Source organism: Streptomyces fructofermentans (assembly GCF_014651055.1).
Lineage (GTDB): Bacteria > Actinomycetota > Actinomycetes > Streptomycetales > Streptomycetaceae > Streptomyces > Streptomyces fructofermentans.
The window spans coordinates 220,905-239,906 of the sequence record NZ_BMWD01000006.1; the positions used below are offsets into that span (position 1 = coordinate 220,905).

General features: G+C 70.3%; 14 protein-coding genes. 13 read left to right on the forward strand and 1 reads right to left on the reverse strand.

The window, feature by feature from the left end; genetic code table 11:
* The first annotated feature begins 128 nt into the window (after positions 1-128).
* The gene (locus IE265_RS11220; RefSeq protein WP_190035308.1) at positions 129-380 is read left to right on the forward strand and encodes a hypothetical protein; all 252 of its coding nucleotides are present in this window, start codon (positions 129-131) and stop codon (positions 378-380) included.
* Between the two features lie 71 nt (positions 381-451).
* Here IE265_RS11220 and IE265_RS11225 read toward each other — a convergent pair whose 3' ends face one another.
* Positions 452-1,369 (reverse strand): hypothetical protein, encoded by a 918-nt coding sequence (locus tag IE265_RS11225; protein WP_190035309.1) that lies wholly within the window; start codon positions 1,367-1,369, stop codon positions 452-454.
* A gap of 137 nt (positions 1,370-1,506) precedes the next feature.
* Here IE265_RS11225 and IE265_RS11230 point away from each other — a divergent pair, with 137 nt between their 5' ends.
* From IE265_RS11230 to IE265_RS11285, 12 genes are all read left to right on the forward strand, one after another.
* Complete coding sequence (locus IE265_RS11230) at positions 1,507-4,137, forward strand: valine--tRNA ligase (RefSeq protein WP_190035310.1); 2,631 nt, start codon at positions 1,507-1,509, stop codon at positions 4,135-4,137.
* Positions 4,138-4,288: 151 nt separating this feature from the next.
* The gene (folC, locus tag IE265_RS11235; protein WP_190035311.1) at positions 4,289-5,794 is read left to right on the forward strand and encodes a bifunctional tetrahydrofolate synthase/dihydrofolate synthase; all 1,506 of its coding nucleotides are present in this window, start codon (positions 4,289-4,291) and stop codon (positions 5,792-5,794) included.
* Between the two features lie 3 nt (positions 5,795-5,797).
* Positions 5,798-6,151 carry a DUF4233 domain-containing protein gene (locus tag IE265_RS11240; protein WP_190035312.1) on the forward strand — a complete coding sequence of 118 codons (354 nt, stop codon included), beginning with the start codon at positions 5,798-5,800 and terminating at the stop codon, positions 6,149-6,151.
* Between the two features lie 151 nt (positions 6,152-6,302).
* Positions 6,303-6,716, forward strand: coding sequence for a nucleoside-diphosphate kinase (gene ndk, locus IE265_RS11245; RefSeq protein WP_190035313.1), 414 nt, complete (start codon positions 6,303-6,305; stop codon positions 6,714-6,716).
* 620 nt (positions 6,717-7,336) lie between these two features.
* A complete protein-coding gene (locus IE265_RS11250) occupies positions 7,337-8,356 on the forward strand; it encodes a rod shape-determining protein (protein ID WP_081217257.1) in 1,020 nt (339 codons plus the stop codon).
* A 161-nt stretch (positions 8,357-8,517) separates the two neighbouring features.
* Positions 8,518-9,462 (forward strand): rod shape-determining protein MreC, encoded by a 945-nt coding sequence (mreC, locus tag IE265_RS11255; RefSeq protein WP_190035314.1) that lies wholly within the window; start codon positions 8,518-8,520, stop codon positions 9,460-9,462.
* Positions 9,463-9,475: 13 nt separating this feature from the next.
* Entirely contained in the window at positions 9,476-10,147 is a 672-nt protein-coding gene (mreD, locus tag IE265_RS11260; protein WP_190035315.1) for a rod shape-determining protein MreD, read from the forward strand.
* Positions 10,148-10,269: 122 nt separating this feature from the next.
* Positions 10,270-12,522 carry a penicillin-binding protein 2 gene (mrdA, locus tag IE265_RS11265; protein WP_190035316.1) on the forward strand — a complete coding sequence of 751 codons (2,253 nt, stop codon included), beginning with the start codon at positions 10,270-10,272 and terminating at the stop codon, positions 12,520-12,522.
* The gene (gene rodA, locus IE265_RS11270) at positions 12,519-13,718 is read left to right on the forward strand and encodes a rod shape-determining protein RodA (protein WP_190035317.1); all 1,200 of its coding nucleotides are present in this window, start codon (positions 12,519-12,521) and stop codon (positions 13,716-13,718) included. Before mrdA ends, rodA begins: the two co-directional genes overlap by 4 nt.
* 135 nt (positions 13,719-13,853) lie before the next feature.
* On the forward strand, positions 13,854-15,410 hold the full coding sequence (locus tag IE265_RS11275) for a CYTH and CHAD domain-containing protein (RefSeq protein ID WP_190035318.1): 1,557 nt from the start codon (positions 13,854-13,856) through the stop codon (positions 15,408-15,410).
* Between the two features lie 40 nt (positions 15,411-15,450).
* A complete protein-coding gene (locus tag IE265_RS11280) occupies positions 15,451-17,412 on the forward strand; it encodes a TIGR03960 family B12-binding radical SAM protein (protein ID WP_190035319.1) in 1,962 nt (653 codons plus the stop codon).
* Positions 17,413-17,560: 148 nt separating this feature from the next.
* On the forward strand, positions 17,561-18,970 hold the full coding sequence (locus tag IE265_RS11285; RefSeq protein WP_190035320.1) for a hypothetical protein: 1,410 nt from the start codon (positions 17,561-17,563) through the stop codon (positions 18,968-18,970).
* Positions 18,971-19,002: the final 32 nt, after the last annotated feature.

The window sequence follows — 19,002 nt, forward strand, 5'->3', positions numbered from 1 at the left end:
ATCTTCGCCTGGATCAAGCCAGCTCACGATGCGTACCTTGGTGCCATGCACTCGCTGTTTGATCTCGTGACCTCCGTCAGGGGTGACCGCCCTGCGACGCAAACAAGACGGAGGGACAGGACACGAGGATGAAACGAGCGCTGGCGGCGGCTGGTTTGACTGCGGCGGCGGTGGTGGTGCCGCTTATGACCGCGGCGCCGGCACAGGCGAGCGCAGCGGACTGCCGGAACTATCTGGCGAGCCGGGGCTACGTCGTTGGTCCGAAGGTCACGGCGGCGTGTGCGCAGACCGGGCTCACCGGCTACCAGGCCTGCGTCCAGAGGCTTTTGAACATCGATGTGCGGTCCGAGCACGCCCTGATTGCGTGCAATAAGCGCTGATCGTGACTTCGGATCGCTGACCTGGGGGGTCCTGGTCGACCGCTGACCAGGACCCCTGTGTCGGTGCTTCGTCAGGCCTTTACGCGGACTTCCTTGCGCACCTTGGCGGTGGTGTCGGCCACCTCCGCGGGGTCCGAGCTCTTGCCGGCCGCCACGTCGGAGTACTCCATCGGCATCACGAAGCCGAGTGTGCTGTGGTCGCCCCAGACGCAGTACGTCACATTCATCGACTTCGGCACACCCGCGCCAGCGTCGGAGTTGTCGAACTTGGCCTCCTGGCACTTCAGGACGGCGCCGTCCAACGAGCTGGGCTCGTACGCCTTCGGGCTGCCGACGAAGGTGACGTCCTCGTCCTTGGCGTCCTTCTTCATGAAGCCGAAGAACCCGTCGACGGCCTTCTCCGGGTCCTCGATGTCGCCGTAGACACCGCCGAAGGTGAGCAGCTTCCCGGCCAGCGGGTTGTCCGCGTCCTCGCCCGCCTGGTAGGAGGCGCTGACGTCCTTGGGGTTCTTCACACCCCAGGACTCGGCGTCCTTCAGATCGGACTTGGTCATGCCGTCCTCGGAGTCCTTGCCCTTCTTGTACTCGGTGAGCAACGTCGCCGGCGTCGTCAGCTTGTGGGGGCCGTCGTCCGCGACCTCCGCGGAGCCGCTGCTGCCGAGGACGAAGTACGCGCCCACCGCGATCGCGGCCACGACCGCCACCGCTCCGACGATCAGTCCGGTCTTCTTCTTGCCGCCGCCGGGGGCCGGGGGCATCGGCGGGCCGTAGGGCGCGCCGGGCGGCTGCTGGCCGTAGCCGGGCTGCGGCGGGACCCCCGGAGGGGCCTGCTGGGGGTACCCGTAGCCGGGCTGCTGCCCGGGGGCCTGCTGCGGATAGCCGTAGCCGGGCTGAGGGGCCTGCGGCTGCTGGCCGTAAGGACCCGGCTGACCGTACGGTCCGGGCTGCTGAGGCTGCCCGCCGTACGGGCCCGGCTGGTTGTAGCTCATTCCTGGGTTCCCCTCCGGATGCTTTATGCGTTCCTGACATCCTGTCCCACGCGGCGGCCCGGCGGAGCGGCGGGGACATCACCGTTACCAAAGAATCCCGTTTCAGGACGAGCCCGTGACACCTCTAAACTGACTCCGTGACCGACAACGCTCAGCAGCAGCCGCCAGCCGACACCCCCGAACTGCCGACCCAGTACGCGCCGGCCGAGGTAGAGGGGAAGCTGTACGAGCGCTGGGTCGACCGGGGTTACTTCGCCGCCGACGCGCAGAGCGAGAAGCCTCCGTACACCATCGTCATCCCGCCGCCGAACGTCACCGGCAGCCTCCACCTGGGCCACGCCTTCCAGCACACGCTCATGGACGCCCTCACCAGGCGCAAGCGCATGCAGGGGCACGAGGCGCTGTGGCTGCCCGGCATGGACCACGCCGGTATCGCGACCCAGAACAAGGTCGAGCAGCAGCTCGCCGAGGAGGGCAAGTCGCGGCACGACCTCGGGCGCGAGGAGTTCGTCGAGCGCGTCTGGCAGTGGAAGGAGGAGTACGGCGGGAAGATCCTGGGCCAGATGCGACGGCTCGGGGACGGCGTCGACTGGGACCGCGAGCGGTTCACCATGGACGAGGGCCTGTCCAAGGCCGTCCAGACCATCTTCAAGAAGCTGTACGACGACGGGCTGATCTACCGCGCCGAGCGCATCATCAACTGGTGCCCGCGCTGCCTCACGGCCATCTCGGACATCGAGGTGGAGTACCAGGAGGACGACGGCGAGCTCGTCTCCATCAAGTACGGCGAGGGCGACGAGACCCTCGTCGTCGCCACCACGCGCGCCGAGACGATGCTCGGCGACACCGCCGTCGCCGTCCACCCCGACGACGAGCGCTACCGCCACCTCGTCGGCAGGCGCATCAAGCTGCCGCTGACCGACCGCACCATCCCGGTCGTCGCGGACACGCACGTCGACCCCGAGTTCGGCACGGGTGCCGTCAAGGTCACCCCCGCCCACGACCCCAACGACTTCGCGATCGGCCGGCGCCACGGCCTGGAGTCGATCACGGTCATGGACGAGCGGGCGATCATCACCGTCCACGGCCCCTTCGAGGGACTCGACCGCTACGAGGCGCGTTCCGCCATCGTCGGCGCGCTGCGCTCGCAGGGCCGGATCGTCGCCGAGAAGCGTCCGTACGTCCACAGCGTCGGGCACTGCTCGCGCTGCCGGACCACCATCGAGCCGCGGCAGTCCCTGCAGTGGTGGGTCAAGGTCGGCCCGCTCGCGCAGGCCGCCGGTGACGCGGTCCGCGACGGCCGGGTGAGGATCCACCCCGAGGACATGTCGAAGCGGTACTTCGACTGGGTCGACAACCTCAACGACTGGAACATCTCACGTCAGTTGTGGTGGGGCCACCGCATCCCGATCTGGTACGGCCCGGACGGCGAGACGGTCTGCGTCGGCCCCGACGAGCAGCCGCCGGGCACCGAGGCCGAGGGCTGGCGCCAGGACACCGACGTCCTCGACACCTGGTTCTCCTCCGGCCTGTGGCCGTTCTCCACGCTCGGCTGGCCCGAACAGACCCCGGACCTCAAGAAGTTCTATCCGACCGACGTCCTGCTCACCGGCCACGACATCATCTTCTTCTGGGTCGCCCGGATGATGATGTTCGGCCTGTACGCGATGGACGGCGAGGTCCCCTTCAAGACCATCGCCCTGACGGGTCTGGTCCGCGACGAGCGCGGCAAGAAGATGTCGAAGTCCTTCGGCAACGTCGTGGACCCGCTCGACTGGATGGACAAGTACGGCTCGGACGCCGTCCGCTTCACCCTGGCCCGCGGCGCCAACCCCGGTACGGACGTGCCGATCGGCGAGGACTGGGTCCAGGCGTCCCGCAACTTCGCCAACAAGATCTGGAACGCGACCCGGTTCGCGCTGATGAACGGCGCGACCGTCGAGGGCCCGCTCCCCGACCCGTCCGAGATGTCGGCGACGGACCGGTGGATCCTCTCGCGCCTCAACGAGACGGTCGCCCAGGTCGACGCGTTCTACGAGGACTTCCAGTTCGCCAAGCTCTCCGACGCGCTGTACCACTTCGCGTGGGACGAGGTCTTCGACTGGTACGTCGAGCTGTCGAAGACGACGTTCTTCGCGGGCGGCCCGGCGGCCGAGGTCAGCAAGCGGGTCCTGGGCGAGGTCCTGGACGTCACCCTGCGGCTGCTGCACCCCGTCGTCCCGTTCGTCACGGAGACCCTCTGGACCACCCTCACGGGCGGCGAGTCCGTCGTGATCGCCGACTGGCCCGAGGACAGCGGCTACCGCGACTCCGGCGCCGAGCGCGAGATCGGCACGCTCCAGGAGGTCATCACTGAGGTCCGCCGCTTCCGCGCCGACCAGGGCCTCCAGCCCGGCCAGCGGGTCCCGGCCAGGCTCACCCTCGACGGGACCGCGCTGGCCCCGCACGAGGCGGCCATCCGGCAGCTGCTGCGCCTGCAGCCCGAGGGCGACGGGTTCACGGCCACGGCGACCCTGCCGGTGGCGGGCGCGCAGGTCGCGCTCGACCTGTCCGGCACGATCGACGTGGCGGCCGAGCGCAAGCGGCTCGCCAAGGACCTCGCCGCGGCCGAGAAGGAGAAGGCCCAGGCGAACGCCAAGCTCGGCAACGAGGCGTTCCTCGCCAAGGCCCCCGACCAGGTCGTGGACAAGATCCGTACGCGGCTCGCCAAGGCGGACGAGGACATCGCCCGCATCGGCACCCAGCTCGAGGGCCTGCCCCAGGCCTGAGCCCGGCAGCCCGCCCCGGCCCGGCAGCACGCCCCGGAGGCCCGGAACCCCACACGGTTCCGGGCCTCCGGGGCGTCCGCGTGTCCGGAGCGTCCCGGTGTCGCCGGGGCTGTCCGGCCCACCGCCGGTCCGGCTCCGTAGACTGGGGCCCGTGAGTGAGCTCCCGCGCGACAGCAGTGAGTCCGACCCGTTCGACGAGATCGTCGAGGCCGAGACGGACCGTGACCCCGACCTTGCCGCCATCGAGGCCGGCAGCCGTACTCTGCGCACGTCGGGCAGCCGGCCGCAGGCCGACGTTCCCGCACGTCCGGCCGACCCCGAGACCGACAAGGCGCTGCGCGAGGTCGAGGCCGAGCTCGCCACCCGCTGGGGCGAGACCAAGCTCGAACCGTCCGTGAGCCGCATCTCCGCGCTCATGGACCTGCTCGGCGAGCCGCAGCGGGCCTACCCCTCGATCCACCTCACCGGGACCAACGGCAAGACGTCCACCGCCCGCATGATCGAGGCCCTCCTCGGCGCCTTCGACCTGCGCACCGGGCGCTACACCTCGCCGCACGTCCAGTCCGTCACCGAGCGGATCAGCCTGGACGGCGCCCCGATCCCGGCCGAGCGCTTCGTCGAGACCTTCCGCGACATCCAGCCGTACGTGGAGATGGTCGACGCGAGCCAGGACTTCCGGCTCTCCTTCTTCGAGGTGCTCACCGGCATGGCGTACGCGGCCTTCGCGGACGCGCCCGTCGACGTGGCCGTCGTCGAGGTCGGGATGGGCGGCAGCTGGGACGCGACGAACGTGATCGACGCGGACGTCGCCGTGGTGACCCCGATCGACCTGGACCACACCGACCGGCTCGGCACGACCCCCGGGGAGATCGCCCGGGAGAAGTCCGGGATCATCAAGCAGGACGCCACGGTCATCCTGGCCCAGCAGCCCGTCGACGCGGCCCAGGTCCTCCTCAAGAAGGCCGTCGAGGTCGACGCCACGGTGGCCCGCGAAGGGCTGGAGTTCGGCGTGGTGAGCCGCCAGGTCGCCGTCGGCGGACAGCTGCTGACGCTGCGCGGCCTCGGCGGGGAGTACGAAGAGGTGTACGTGCCGCTGCACGGCGCCTACCAGGCGCACAACGCGGCGGTGGCGCTCGCCGCCGTGGAGGCGTTCTTCGGCGTCGGCTCCCAGCGCCCCGAGCCCCTCGACATCGACACGGTCCGCAAGGCCTTCGCCTCGGTCACCTCGCCGGGCCGGCTGGAGGTCGTCCGCCGGTCCCCGACGATCGTGCTGGACGCCGCGCACAACCCGGCCGGGGCCCGCGCCACCGCCGAGGGCGTCCGCGAGGTCTTCGACTTCAGCCGGCTGATCGGCGTCGTCGGCGCGAGCGCCGACAAGAACGTACGCGGTGTCCTGGAGGCCTTCGAGCCGATCTTCACCGAGGTCGTCGTCACCCGGAACTCCAGCCACCGGGCGATGGACGTCGACGAGCTGGCCGGGATCGCCGTCGAGGTCTTCGGCGAGGACCGGGTGCAGGTGGAGCCGCGCCTGGACGACGCGTTGGAGGCCGCGATCACGCTGGCCGAGGAGGAGGCGGAGTACGCGGGCGGCGGCGTCCTCGTCACCGGTTCCGTCATCACGGTCGGCGAGGCCCGGCTGCTTCTGGGAAGGGGTTGATCCGTGCGTACGCTCGGTGCTTCGACGCTGATCGCGGAGTTCTTCGTGATCGGGTTCGCCGGACTCGTGGCGATGAAGGATCCCGATCTGTCCATGGCCACGGTCTGGACGGTCAGCGGGATCGCGATGCTGCTGTGCCTGCTGCTCTGCGGAATGATCACCCGGCCGGGCGGCGTCCAGCTCGGCTGGGCGCTGCAGCTCGGCCTGATCGCCGGCGGGTTCGTCGTGCCGGTCATGTTCTTCCTCGGCGTGGTCTTCGCGGCCCTGTGGTGGGCCTCGATCCATTTCGGGCGGAAGGTGGACGAGGCGAAGGCGCGGTTCGCCGCGCAGGCCGAGGCCGAGGGTCACGCGGCGTAAGGGGCCGGCCGGTCCGGTGTGCTGGGCCCGCCCGGCGTCCCGGGCCCCGGCGCGTCCCGGGCCCGTATCAGCTGACGCTGCGTGACCCGCGTCCCGACACGCCCTGTAGCCTCGTTCATCCGCACGTCCGTGACCCGAAGGAGCCATCACAGTGAGCCAGCGCACCCTCGTCCTTCTCAAGCCCGACGCGGTCCGTCGTGGCCTGACCGGCGAGATCATCAGCCGTATCGAGCGCAAGGCCGGCTGGCAGATCACCGCGCTGGAACTGCGCACCCTGGACCAGGACACGCTGGAGCAGCACTACGGCGAGCACAAGGGCAAGCCCTTCTACGAGCCGCTCGTCGCCTTCATGGCCTCCGGTCCGGTCGTGGCGCTCGTCGTCGAGGGCGAGCGCGTCATCGAGGGCGTACGGGCGCTCGCGGGTCCGACCGACCCGATCGCCGCCGCTCCCGGCTCCATCCGCGGCGACTTCGGTGTGATCGTCCGGGAGAACCTGATCCACGCCTCCGACTCCGAGGAGTCCGCCGAGCGTGAGCTGAAGATCTTCTTCCCGGGCCGCGCGTAGACCACCTCCGCGGCGGCGGGGTCCGGCTCCCCGGACGCCGCGCCCGTGTTCCCCACCGGGCGCACCGCGCCGCCGCGCGGAAGTGACCCCGGTCGTCCGGCCCGTCCGCCTCGCGGGCGGGCCGGACCTGTCGGGTCCGCCGGCCGGGCCGCCCGCACCGCCGGACCGCCGGCGGACCTCCGCCGTCCGCCCTGCGCCATCCGTCGAGCCGGGTGTCAGCCGTAGGGACCGGTCCGCCCGGTCGAGGGCCGTTCGTGGGCCGAACCGCCCCGTGCGGGGCGGTTCGGACACGGTCCCGGGATCGCGTCCAAAATGAAATGTTCGGCGCCGGAACCGCTGACACCGGATCAGGAACGTGACCGTCTGACCAGGGGCGGCAGCGCAAAAACGGCCTTAGGCTGGCATATGACTGCCGATCGGGGGAACGCGTTCCCCCGTTGGACCGTCTCCACAAGCGAGGCGGCTCATCATCTGCTGACAATGGCGGAGACCCTCGCGCAGTGCTCGTGCAGGCGTGACTACGATGGAGCCCTTCACGTCACAGCGCTCACCCTCGCCGTCCTAAAAAGCCATCAAAAGCTCCACTTGGGAAGGCCAGACGAATCCTGATGGGGAACTCAATGTCGTTCATCGGCCGTGACATGGCTGTCGACCTCGGGACCGCCAACACGCTGGTGTACGTCAGGGGTCGCGGGATCGTACTCAACGAGCCGTCCGTCGTCGCGATCAACACCAACACCGGTGGCATCCTCGCGGTCGGCGCGGAAGCGAAGAAGATGATCGGGCGGACGCCGGGCAACATCGTTGCCGTGCGCCCGCTGAAGGACGGCGTCATCGCCGACTTCGAGATCACCGAGCGCATGCTCCGCTACTTCATCCTGAAGATCCACAAGCGGCGCTACCTCGCCCGCCCCCGTGTCGTCGTCTGCGTGCCCTCCGGCATCACAGGCGTCGAGCGCCGCGCCGTCATCGAGGCGTCGTCGCAGGCCGGCGCGCGCCAGGTGCACATCATCGAGGAGCCCATGGCCGCGGCCATCGGCTCCGGCCTGCCGGTCCACGAGGCCACGGGCAACATGGTGGTGGACATCGGCGGCGGCACCACCGAGGTCGCGGTCATCTCGCTCGGCGGAATCGTCACGGCACAGTCCATCCGTGTCGCGGGCGACGAGTTGGACAACGCGATCATCCAGCACATCAAGAAGGAGTACTCGCTCCTCCTCGGTGAGCGGACGGCCGAGCAGATCAAGATCACGATCGGTTCTGCGTACGACCTCGACACTGACGAGCACACCGAAATCCGCGGCCGGGACCTGGTCTCCGGCCTTCCGAAGACCGTCGTCATCTCGGCGGCCGAGGTCCGCAAGGCGATCGAGGAGCCGGTCAACGCGATCGTCGACGCCGTCAAGACCACCCTCGACAAGTGCCCGCCGGAGCTGTCCGGCGACGTCATGGACCGAGGGATCGTCCTGACCGGCGGCGGCGCCCTGCTCCGCGGCCTCGACGAGCGGCTCCGCCGCGAGACCGGTATGCCCATCCACATCGCCGAGGACCCGCTGGACAGCGTGGCGCTCGGTTCCGGCAAGTGCGTCGAGGAGTTCGAGGCTCTTCAGCAGGTGCTGGACGCCCAGCCGCGCAGATGACGTAACTCTTCGATTCCGCCGTACGAGATGACCTCCTCTCGTACGGCGGATCGTTGATATTCAGGCATAAGCTCCCCTATAACACCCGTGAGTTCCGCCCTCCGGGGCGCAGCCGGGTGAGTCATACACGAATTCCGACGAGGAAGGCACGGCCGCCGCACGTGAGGGACACACGAGAGAGCCGGCTGCTCCTGGTGCTGCTGATCGCCATCGCGTTCGCTTTGATCACGGTGGACATCCGCGGTGGCGAGGACTCGCCCGTCGACGGCGCCCGGCAGGCCGCCGCCACGGTCTTCGGCCCGATCGAGGACGGGGTGTCGTCCGCCGTCGACCCCGTCGGCAACGCGATCCAGGCGGTCAAGGACTCCGACGAGCGCCACGACCGCGTCGCACAACTCGAACGCGACAACGCGGCCTTGAAGGCGAAGCTGGGCAGCGACGACCGCAACAACAGCCGCGTCAAGCAGCTCGGCAAGATCCTCAAGACGGCCGGTGCCGGGCAGTACGGCATCAAGGGCGCCCAGGTCATCGCGATAGGAGCGGCCCAGGGCTTCTCCTGGACGGTCACCATCGACGTCGGCGCGAAGGACGGGATCGAGCGCGACATGACGGTCCTCAACGGCGACGGACTGGTCGGGCGCGTCACCACCGTCGGCCCCGGCACCGCCACCGTACTGCTCGCCAACGACCCCGACTTCACCGTCGGCACGCGGATGGAGTCCACCGACGAACTGGGCTTCGCCTCCGGTCAGGGCGACCGCCCGCTGCGGGTCGAACTGCTCAACGGCAAGGCCAAGATCAAGAAGGGTGACCGGCTGGTCACCTTCGGCTCCCAGGCCGACAAGCCCTTCGTGCCCGGTGTCCCCGTCGGCGTGGTGTCCCGGGTGGACCCCTCGGGCGGCGACCTGACCCGCACGCTCTACGTCAGGCCGTTCGTCTCCTTCACCAAGCTCGACATCGTCGGCGTCGTCGTCCAGGCCCCCCGCAAGGACCCGCGGGACGAGGTGCTGCCGGCCAAGCCCAAACCGACTCCCACGCCGACCGTGACCGTGACGGTCACCCCCTCGGCGAACGCGCCCGCCGACGGTCTGCAGCAAGAGCAGTAGGAGCTGATCTGCCATGCGCTTCAACCGAATGCTGCTCTCCGCGACCCTGGTGATCGTCGCCCTGGTGATCCAGGTGAGCGTCCTCGCCCGCCTCCACCTTCCGGGCGCCGTACCCGACCTGCTGCTGCTCACGGTGCTGGGCCTCGCCCTGGTCTACGGACACGTCGGCGGTGCCCTCATCGGCTTCGGCGCGGGCCTGCTCGCCGACCTCGCCCCGCCCGCCGACCACGCCGTCGGACGCTACGCCCTCGTGCTGTGCGTCATCGGATACCTCGCCGGACTCGCGCGGCCCGACCACGGCCAGCTCAAGTCCGCGACCGGGCCCATGGCCGTGGTCGTCGCCGCCGCGGTCGGCTCCACGCTCCTGTACGCGGGCGTCGGCGCCCTCGTCGGCGACACGGCCGCCCGCCATGTCGGCCTGAGCGGCCTGCTGTTCACGGCCGCCCTGTACGACCTGCTGCTCGCCCCGTTCGTGGTCCCCGGGATCATGGCCCTGGCCAGGCGCGCCGAGAACGATCCGCTCTCCGAGGCGGGCGGCGGGTCCAAGGCCGCCGACGTCTCCGCGGGCTGGCTGTCCGCAGGCACCGGGCTGCGCATCGGCAGCCAGCGCGGCGGACTGCGGGTCAAGGCGGCCAAGGCGCGGGTCGCCAGGGCGGGACGCATCAAGGGGGTCAAGCGACTGTGAACGCGCACCCGTCGACCGCACTTGTCCACAGCGCGGCACTTGTCCACAAGGCGCCGCGCGTACACAGCCCGGTCGTGTACTCGTATGACACGTACGCGCACTGAGAGGGGGACCCAGCAGCAGTGACGAACATCCCCGAGACCGGCCGGACCCCACGGGTCCAGATCAGGCTCGTCGTCATCCAGATCCTTGTCCTGTCCCTGCTCGGCACACTCGGCGGACGCCTCTGGTACCTCCAGATCCGCAACGGCGACGAGTACGCCAAGGAGGCCTCGGGCAACCACGTCCAGCAGGTCGTCAGCCCCGCCGTGCGCGGCTCGATCCTCGACGCCCGCGGTGTGCCGATCGCCGACAACGAGACCCGCCTGGTGGTCTCCGCGTCCCGCACGGACCTGCTGAAGATGGACGACGACGGCAAGGCGGTGCTCACCAAGCTCGCCGGCGTCCTGGGCCTGAAGGCCAAGGACGTCATCGACAAGGTCCGGCTGTGCGACGCGAAGACGCCGCAGCCGTGCTGGAACGGCTCGCCCTACCAGCCGATCCCGATCACCGACGAGGCCACGCCCAAGCAGGCCCTGCAGATCCGCGAACGCGCCGAGGACTTCCCCGGCATCACCGCGGAACCGCAGGCCGTCCGGCGGTACGCGAGCCCCGCGAAGGCCAACACCGCACAGGTCCTCGGCTATCTCTCGCCCGTCACGGACGACGAGATCACCAAGGCCAAGGACACCGACTCGCCCTACCTGCGCTCCGACCAGGTGGGCCGCTCGGGCCTGGAGCGCCAGTACGACAAGGAACTGCGCGGCAAGGCCGGGGTCACCCGCTACGAGGTGGACAACCTCGGCCGGGTCATCGGCCAGGCCAAGAGCGACGAGGCGCAGCCCGGCGCGAACGTCGTCACCAGCATCGACTCCCGCGTCCAGCGCGTCGCCGAGTACGAGCTGAACGAGGCGATGAAGGTCGCCCGCACCGAGTACGACAAGAACACGAGCGAGAACTACAAGGCGGACTCCGGCGCGGTCGTCGTCATGGAGTCCAAGACCGGCCGGGTCGTCGCGATGGCGTCCAACCCGTCGTACGACCCGAACGCCTGGGTCGGCGGGATCTCCGGCAAGGACTACGCCAGGCTCACCGGCAAGGGCTCCAACTACCCGCTGCTGAACCGGGCGATCCAGGGCCAGTCGGCCCCCGGCTCGATCTTCAAGGTCATCCCGACGGCCGCCGCCGTCAACGCCGGGTACTCCTTCGACGGCCCCTACCAGTGCGCCAGTTCGTACTCGATCGGCGGCCAGGTCTTCAAGAACTTCGAGTCCAAGGGGTACGGCCCGATCAGCCTCGGCCGTGCGCTGGAGGTGTCCTGCGACACCGTCTTCTACAGCCTCTCGCACGAGGAGTGGAAGAGGGACGGGGGCATCAAGCCGAAGAAGAACGCGAAGAACTGGTTCTACAAGACGGCCCACCAGTTCGGCCTCGGCAAGGAGACCGGCATCGACCTCCCGAACGAGGTCACCGGCCGCGTCCCCGACCGCCAGTGGAAGCAGGACTACTGGAAGGCCAACAAGGACGCCTGGTGCAAGTACGGCAAGAAGGGCGGCTCGTACGCCCAGCAGATCGCGTACGAGAACTGCCTCGAAGGCAACCGGATGCGTGCCGGTGACTCCGTCAACTACTCGATCGGACAGGGCGACACGCTCGTCACCCCGATCCAGATGGCGACCATCTACGGGGCCATCTCCAACGGCGGGACGCTCTACGAGCCGACCGTCGGCAAGGCCGTCGTCAGCGCCGACGGCCGGAGCGTCCGGCAGATCGAGCCGAAGTCGAACGGCAAGCTGCCGATGTCCCGCAAGACGCGCGACGAGATAGACGGTGCCCTCGAGGGAGTCGCGACCCGCGGTACGGCCGCCTGGAGGTTCGGCGGCTGGCCGCAGGACAAGATCCCCATGCACGCCAAGACGGGTACGGCCGAGGTCTACGGCAAGCAGACGACCTCGTGGTTCGCCACGTACACCGAGGAGTACTCGGTCGTCATGACGATCTCCCAGGGCGGTACGGGCTCCGGCGCCTCGGGCCCCGCGGTGCGCAAGATCTACAACGCGCTCTACGGCGTCTCCGAGGAAGGCAAGATCGACAAGAGGAAGGCGCTGCTCCCCACCCCGCAGAAGAAGCTGCCGAAGATCGAGGCGGACGGCTCGATCGACGCGCCCAAGGTCGGCGTGTACCCGCCGAAGGCCGAGAAGAAGGCCGTCGAGGAGGGGCAGGCGCTGACGGGAGCCGACCCGGCGGCCACCGTGCCCGCGAACAACACGGGCAACAACCGTGACACCCGGCGGCGCGCGGCCCGCCCGAGGAAGAGGCGGAGGACGCTCACATGACCGGCGCGAACGGCTTCTCCGTCTCCGGATACGGGCCCGAGCGCTCCAGTTGGTCGCGGCTGTTCGCCCGCGACTCGCTGGCCCGCCGGCTCGACTGGCCGATACTGTTCTCGGCCGTCGCGCTCTCCCTGATCGGCGCGGCCCTCGTCTACTCGGCGACCCGCAACCGCACCGAGCTGAACCAGGGCGACCCGTACTACTTCCTGTTCCGGCACCTGCTGAACACGGGCATCGGCTTCGCCCTGATGATCGGCACGGTCTGGCTCGGCCACCGCACCCTGCGCACGGCCGTGCCGATCCTCTACGGACTGTCCGTCTTCCTGATCCTCCTGGTGCTGACCCCGGCCGGCGCGACCATCAACGGGGCCCACGCCTGGATCGTCATCGGCGGCGGCTTCTCGCTCCAGCCGTCGGAGTTCGTGAAGATCACGATCATCCTGGGCATGGCGATGCTGCTCGCGGCCCGGGTGGACGCCGGCGACAAGCCCTACCCGGACCACCGCACGGTCCTCCAGTCCCTCGGGCTGGCCGCCGTACCGATACTGATCGTCCTGCTCATGCCGGACCTCGGCTCGGTCATGGTCATGGTCATCATCGTGCTGGGCGTGCTGCTCGCCTCCGGCGCGTCCAACCGCTGGGTCTTCGGGCTGATCGGCACCGGCGCGCTCGGCGCGATCGCGGTCTGGCAGCTCAAGATCCTCGACGAGTACCAGATCAACCGCTTCGCCGCCTTCGCCAACCCCGAGCTGGACCCGGCGGGCGTCGGCTACAACACCAACCAGGCGCGCATCGCGATCGGCTCCGGCGGCCTGTTCGGCACCGGTCTCGGCAAGGGCTCGCAGACCACCGGGCAGTTCGTCCCCGAGCAGCAGACGGACTTCGTCTTCACCGTCGCGGGCGAGGAACTCGGCTTCGTCGGGGCCGGCCTGATCCTCGTGCTGCTGGGCATCGTCCTGTGGCGGGCCTGCCGCATCGCCCGTGAGACGACGGAGCTGTACGGCACGATCGTCGCCGCCGGGATCATCGCCTGGTTCGCCTTCCAGGCCTTCGAGAACGTCGGCATGACCCTCGGCATCATGCCGGTCGCGGGCCTGCCCCTGCCGTTCGTGTCGTACGGAGGCTCCTCGATGTTCGCGGTCTGGGTGGCCGTGGGGCTGCTGCAGTCGATCAGAGTGCAGCGGCCCATGTCGGCGTAGGCCGGGACGACGGGGAGCGGGAACCGGAGCGGAACGGACGCGTCGGACCGCTCGCGCCCCGCGGATCGACGGATTCGGGCCATGGGCAGGTCAGAGGGACTGCCCAGGGCCCGTTTTCACGTCTAGATTCAGTTCATGGCGGACACGAAGCGGGAGATCGAGCGTAAGTACGAAGCCGATGAGCATGCCGGACTGTCGGACCTGCCGGACCTGACGCGCGTCGCGGGCGTCTCGGCCGTCGTCGACAAGGGCGTCACCGAACTCGACGCGACCTACTACGACACGGCCGACCAACGGCTCGCCGCCGCGTCGCTCACCCTGCGCCGCCGCACCGGCGGGGCCGACGCGGGCTGGCACCTCAAACTGCCGGTGGCCGAAGGCGTACGGGACGAGATCCGGGCCCCGCTGTCCGACACCGTGCCCCGCACCCTCGTGGGACTCGTACGCTCCCGGGTGCGCGACGCCGAACTGCTCCCCGTCGTGCGCCTGCGGTCGGCGCGTGACGTCCGCCATCTCGTCGACGACGCCGGAGGCCTGCTCGCCGAGATCAGCCTCGACCGCGTGCGCGCCGAACGCCTCAGCGGCGGCGACGGCACCACCGAGTGGACCGAGATCGAGGTGGAGCTCGCCGACGACGGCGACCCCGCGTTCCTCGACAGGGTCGAGAAGAAGCTCCGCAAGGCCGGCGTCACCCGCTCCGGGTCGGCGTCCAAACTGGCCAGGGCCCTCCAGGAGACGGGACGCAGGCCGCGGGCGCGCGCCGTCGTCGCGGCGGCCCCCGTGACCGCGGGCGACCACGTCCTCGCCTACCTCCGCACCCAGCGCGACGCCATCGTCGAACTCGATCCCGCCGTCCGCCGCGACGTCTTCGACTCCGTGCACGCCATGCGGGTGGCCACCCGCCGGATGCGCAGCGCCCTGCGCTCGTACGGGAACGTCCTGGACCGGGCCGTCACCGACCCGATCCGCGACGAGCTGAAGTGGCTGGCCGGGGAGTTGGGCGTCGACCGGGACAGGGAGGTGCTGACCGAGCGCCTGACCGCGGCCCTCGACGAACTGCCGCGCGCCGTGCTCGCCGGGCCCGTCCGCGGCCGGCTGCGCACCTGGGCGCAGGCCCGCAGGTCCGGTTCGCGACGCCATCTGATCGCGGTCCTCGACGGACGGCGCCATCTGGACCTGCTCGTCGCCCTCGACGCGCTGCTCGCCACTCCGCCGCTGCTCGGCGCCGCCTCGGACACCACGGGCAAGGTGATCGGCAAAGCGGTGCGCAAGGACTTCGCGAAGCTCGCCGAGCTGATCGCGCAGGCCGTCGAACTGCCGTCCGGAGCCGACCGGGACCTGGCCATCCACGAGGCACGCAAGAAGGCCAAGCGCACCCGGTACGCGGGGGAGCTGGCCACTCCAGTGCTCGGCAGGACCGCGAAGAGCCTGGTGGGAGACATGAAGTCCCTCCAGACGCTGCTGGGCGAGCACCAGGACAGCGTCATGGCCAGGGACGCGCTGCGCGACCTGGCCGCGCAGGCGCACGCGGCGGGGGAGAACGCGTTCACCTACGGGGTCCTTTACGGGCACGAGGAGCGGACCGCCGCGTCCGTCGAGGCCGAGCTTCCGGGCACGTGGGAGGCGGTCCGCGGCCGTACGGTCCTCCAGGGGCCGGCGCGACGGGCGAAGGGGTGTCCACGAGCACGTTAGGCTTGAGGGTCACCCCTGTCAGCTCACGAAGGTTCGCGAGATGCCTGCCGAAACCGCTGTGTCGGTCTTCCCACAGCTCGAAGCTCTGCTCCCGCATGTGCAGAAGCCGATCCAGTACGTCGGCGGAGAGCTCAACTCCACGGTCAAGCCCTGGGAGGCCTGCGACGTCCGCTGGGCGCTCATGTACCCGGACGCGTACGAGGTCGGGCTCCCCAACCAGGGCGTCATGATCCTCTACGAGGTCCTCAACGAGCGCGAGGGCGTGCTCGCCGAGCGCACCTACAGCGTGTGGCCGGACCTGGAGGAGCTGATGCGCGAGCACGGCGTCCCGCAGTTCACGGTCGACAGCCACCGTCCGGTGAAGGCCTTCGACGTGTTCGGCCTGTCCTTCTCCACGGAGCTGGGCTACACGAACATGCTCACCGCGCTCGACCTCGCCGGAATTCCGCTGGAGTCCAAGGACCGTACGATCGACGACCCGATCGTGCTGGCCGGGGGCCATGCCGCGTTCAACCCCGAGCCGATCGCCGACTTCATCGACGCGGCGATCATCGGCGACGGCGAGCAGGCCGTGCTCGACATGACCGACATCATCCGCGCCTGGAAGGCCGAGGGCCGCCCCGGAGGCCGCGAGGAAGTCCTCTTCCGCCTGGCCAGGACCGGCAATGTCTACGTCCCGGCCTTCTACGACGTCGAGTACCTCCCCGACGGCCGCATCGCCCGCGTGGTCCCGAACAGGTCGGGCGTCCCGTGGCGCGTGTCCAAGCACACCGTCATGGACCTCGACGAGTGGCCGTACCCCAAGCAGCCCCTGGTGCCGCTCGCCGAGACCGTCCACGAGCGCATGTCGGTGGAGATCTTCCGCGGCTGCACCCGCGGCTGCCGCTTCTGCCAGGCCGGCATGATCACGCGTCCGGTGCGCGAGCGCTCCATCACGGGCATCGGCGACATGGTCGAGAAGGGCCTCAAGGCGACGGGCTTCGAGGAGGTCGGCCTGCTCTCCCTGTCGTCCGCGGACCACAGCGAGATCGGCGACATCGCCAAGGGGCTGGCGGACCGGTACGAGGAGGACAAGATCGGTCTGTCCCTCCCCTCCACCCGCGTGGACGCCTTCAACGTCGACCTGGCCAACGAGCTGACCCGCAACGGCCGGCGCTCCGGTCTGACCTTCGCCCCCGAGGGCGGCTCCGAGCGCATGCGCAAGGTCATCAACAAGATGGTGTCCGAGGAGGACCTCATCCGGACCGTCTCCACCGCCTACGGCAACGGGTGGCGGCAGGTGAAGCTGTACTTCATGTGCGGCCTGCCGACGGAGACGGACGAGGACGTCATGCAGATCGCCGACATGGCGATGAACGTGATCGCCGAGGGCCGCAAGGTCTCCGGCCAGAACGACATCCGCTGCACGGTGTCGATCGGCGGCTTCGTCCCCAAGCCCCACACGCCGTTCCAGTGGGCGCCGCAGCTCTCCGCCGAGGACACCGACGCCCGGCTCACCAAGCTGCGCGACAAGATCCGCGGCGACAAGAAGTACGGCCGCTCCATCGGCTTCCGCTACCACGACGGCAAGCCCGGCATCGTCGAGGGCCTGCTCTCCCGCGGCGACCGCCGCATCGGCTCCGTGATCCGCGCGGTCTACGAGGACGGCGGCCGCTTCGACGGCTGGCGCGAGCACTTCTCGTACGACCGCTGGATGCAGTGCGCGGAGAAGGCCCTGCCCGCCTTCGGCGTGGACGTCGACTGGTACACCACCCGCGAGCGCACCTACGAGGAGGTCCTGCCCTGGGACCACCTCGACTCCGGTCTCGACAAGGACTGGCTCTGGGAGGACTGGCAGGACTCGCTCGACGAGACCGAGGTCGAGGACTGCCGCTGGACGCCGTGCTTCGACTGCGGGGTGTGCCCGCAGATGGACACCTCCATCCAGATCGGCCCGACGGGCAAGAAGCTGCTGCCGCTGACGGTCAAGAAGGACGTCGCGACCAGCGGGCACACCCACTGACCCGAGCACCGCGCCACGGCGCGTCGTGAAGCCCCGGGGGACGGCAGCGGACACCACCCGCCGCCGTCCCCCGGGGCTTTCGCGTCGAGTGGGCGGCCGACGGAAGGTTCTCCGCATCCGTACGGGCCCTCGGCGCGTCTATCCCGGTATGAAGCTGGAGAAGCCGTCGCCGCACGCCGCGCCCGTGCCGTCCGCGGGCCCGGTGACGCCCCCGGCGCCCGTACCACCGGGCGGGCCCGCCGGGCGGCAGGACGAGGTGCCCGGAGGGTGTCTCGTGGTGGCGATCCGCGTCCCGGTGCGGATCGTGGTGTTCGTGCTGGTGGTGCCGGTGCGGATGGCGTGGGACGCGCTGGTGGTCGTGGGGCGGCTGCTGCGGGACTCGGTGCTCCGGCCGCTGGGGCGGGCCCTCGCGTGGGTGTTCGCGCCGGTCGGGCGGGCCGTCCGCCGACTCGCCGAGGCGGGAGTGGCCGCCGCCGGGTGGCTGCTGACCGGACTCGGGCACGTCCTGACGTGGCTGGGCAGACTGCTCTTCGTGTGGCCGTGGGTGGGGCTCTGGCGGTACGCGCTCGTGCCGACCGGCCGCGCCCTGGCCTGGCTCGCGCACGTCCTCGTCGTCGTCCCGGCCGGATGGCTTTACGCCCGGGTGCTGACCCCCTTCGGGCACGGCCTGCTGTGGGTGCTGCGGGGGATCGGAGCCGGATGCGCGTGGTCGTGGCGCGTCCTCGTCGTCGCGCCCGCCCGCCTGCTCCACCGGGCGCTGCTCGCGCCGACCGGGCGGGGGATCGCCTGGCTGGCCCTGGCGCTGTGGGGCGGCATCACATGGGTCGGTCGCGGGGTGTGGGCGGGCATCACATGGGTCTCGCGGGGCATCTGGACCGGTGTCGTCGGCGTCTCGCGCGGCCTGTGGGCCGGCATGACATGGATCGGTGGGGGACTGTGGGCCGCGCTGACATGGGTGGGACGCGGGATTCTGGCCGGTGCGACCTGGACCGCCACGATCGTCGCGACCCTGCTGCGCTGGGTTCTCGTCGTACCCGCCGTCGCCCTGTGGCGCTGGGTGCTCCTGCCGGTCGGCCGGGGCGTCGCCGTCGTCGCCCGCGAGGTCGGCGAGGCCCTGGGACACGCGTGGCGGGTCGCCGGCCACGTGTCGCTCGCCGTCGGGCGGTTCCTCGCCCGGCTCCTCCGGTGGATCTTCGTGGAACCGGCGCGATGGGTGTACCGGAGCGTGCTCGCACCCGCGGGCCACCTGGTGCGGGACGCTGTCTGGCGGCCCGCCGCCGAGGCCGCCCGGAGCGTGCGCCGCACCACGAGGCAGGCACTGGCGAGCGCCCGCGAGACGGCACGGCAGACCCGGGCCGACATCCGGCGCATCCTGTTCGGGGCGCCCCGCGAACCCGAGCGGGTGCTCCTGGACAAACCCCGCGGCGCAGGCGGTCCGGCGCGCCCCGCCGTGCCCGGAGGGGCCCCGCGGTCCGGGTCCGTCGCATCCCTGGGGGAACCGTCGGCCGCCGGGACACGTACTCTAGGTAGCAGTACGACCGCTCTCACGAAGGACTGAACGACACTGGGCAAGCGACAGCCCGAAGGCCC

What these genes read in the sequence shown, in the direction of transcription:
- IE265_RS11220 (WP_190035308.1), top strand. Translation starts at nt 129, where the DNA reads ATGAAACGAGCGCTGGCGGCGGCTGGTTTGACTGCGGCGGCGGTGGTG.
- IE265_RS11225 (WP_190035309.1), bottom strand. Translation starts at nt 1,369, where the DNA reads ATGAGCTACAACCAGCCGGGCCCGTACGGCGGGCAGCCTCAGCAGCCC.
- IE265_RS11250 (WP_081217257.1), top strand. Translation starts at nt 7,337, where the DNA reads ATGTCGTTCATCGGCCGTGACATGGCTGTCGACCTCGGGACCGCCAAC.
- mreD (WP_190035315.1), top strand. Translation starts at nt 9,476, where the DNA reads ATGCGCTTCAACCGAATGCTGCTCTCCGCGACCCTGGTGATCGTCGCC.
- rodA (WP_190035317.1), top strand. Translation starts at nt 12,519, where the DNA reads ATGACCGGCGCGAACGGCTTCTCCGTCTCCGGATACGGGCCCGAGCGC.
- IE265_RS11275 (WP_190035318.1), top strand. Translation starts at nt 13,854, where the DNA reads ATGGCGGACACGAAGCGGGAGATCGAGCGTAAGTACGAAGCCGATGAG.
- IE265_RS11280 (WP_190035319.1), top strand. Translation starts at nt 15,451, where the DNA reads ATGCCTGCCGAAACCGCTGTGTCGGTCTTCCCACAGCTCGAAGCTCTG.
- IE265_RS11285 (WP_190035320.1), top strand. Translation starts at nt 17,561, where the DNA reads ATGAAGCTGGAGAAGCCGTCGCCGCACGCCGCGCCCGTGCCGTCCGCG.